Here is a 1,501-nt window from a genome sequence, read left to right on the forward strand (position 1 = left end):
CGGTGGCGCCTACTTCCCGAAGGCAATGCGATAAGGTTGGTGCCCATCTCCTTAAATGACCAGTCCTCGTTCTTGTCGAGGTTCCTCATCCTATAGGCGAAAATATAAGTAGTATTCCCTATCCCAGTATTGAGAAATCCATCCCCTAGCCAGTAATAATCACCTTTTTCGGCGGAAGCGGTTTCGGGAAAAAATAAAGGTTTTGGTTTTCCTCTACCATCTTTTGCCCAAGCGAAACTAATAGCATCTTCTTTTGGCTCATTTCCATTAAGAAATGCGACAGTGTTATTGACCATAACATATCCTGGCACCAAAGTACTATCGGCGGCTATATCACCGATCATCGTATCACTAAAAATAAACATCGTTTCAGTACTAGATTTCGCTATTTCATTATCCTTGGCATTAAGTGGTATCGCGTATATGCCATCGGCACCGAACCAACCCGATCTACGGTTAAACAGCGCCGTCCATTCCGTTGCTTCCTCTACGGTAAAATCAAGATGCTCAATGTCGGTATTGGAATGAACTGTATTTTCCGAACCTTGACCGATTAGGGTAAAGGAGGAAAATAAAAGCATAAGAATAAGGGCCCTGTCAGACGCGGGAACAAAACGAAATCCCATGAAAAAATTTCTGCGATGACAATGCTGTTCCTGGCAATGGAGTAATGATAGTATATTCATATTTCCTTTTATTTTGTCTTTCATCGATATAGTTTCTATTTACTGATCCTCGCCCCCATGGTCGCTAGAGGCTCGAATCGATCTATAGGTTCTTTTCCCGTCCAAGCTATACCTCTTAACAATAAAATTCTAAATAACGGATCATCAAAAGTCCAATTGTAATGGCCTAAAATCGAAACGAACACTCGGCCTTTGCCCTCGGTGGTTGTCCAAAGTATCGGAATGTCCTTACCCTCTTCGGAAGCGGTAGCAAGAACATTTATCTCTTTCGAACCTTTAACGAGGTCCCAATACGTTTCGTCCTCGAATACGGTTTTATCAAAGCCCTGCGTAATCGGATTAAAATTTTTGCTGAAATTAAGTTCGACCCTGCCGTGTCTGAATTTAGGTTTGCCTCCCCATGCCAACCCGATGCGATCGGCCAATGCCTGTGGGTTATCGGTAGCATCTACCGCATAGTGGAGATAAACCAGACCGCCGCCCCTTTGTAGAAATTTATCCAATTGCTTTCCGTTCTCTTCATTGAATTCCGGGTAATTCCAATAGAATACGATGACATCCGCAGCTGCAAATTGATCCGGGGCAGGCCATCTGGATACAGTAGTTACTTCAACACTATCTGCCATGGACAAAAGTTGTTTCCACCTTTCTTTCTGTAAAGGATAATCATGTTCATCGGGCCCGTGATCTTTGGGGCCCGAAACCCACAAAACCTTAAGTAGTTCTTTTGAGCTTTTCAAATCGGATTTCTTGGCTTTTAGTACTTGATTGACTTCGGCCAAATTTTTCATGGCAGGAGGGAACGCGAATTCTAT

2 protein-coding genes are annotated in these 1,501 nt (G+C 43.2%); both read right to left on the reverse strand.

From position 1 onward, the window contains the following. On the reverse strand, positions 1 to 581 hold a 581-nt coding region (locus tag ACEW8S_RS15070), incomplete at its 3' end, for a hypothetical protein (RefSeq protein ID WP_373518952.1). 140 nt (positions 582 to 721) lie between these two features. After that, on the reverse strand, positions 722 to 1,501 hold a 780-nt coding region (locus tag ACEW8S_RS15075; protein WP_373518953.1), incomplete at its 5' end, for a ThuA domain-containing protein.

The organism is Pricia sp. (assembly GCF_041745955.1).
Classification (GTDB): Bacteria; Bacteroidota; Bacteroidia; order Flavobacteriales; family Flavobacteriaceae; genus Pricia.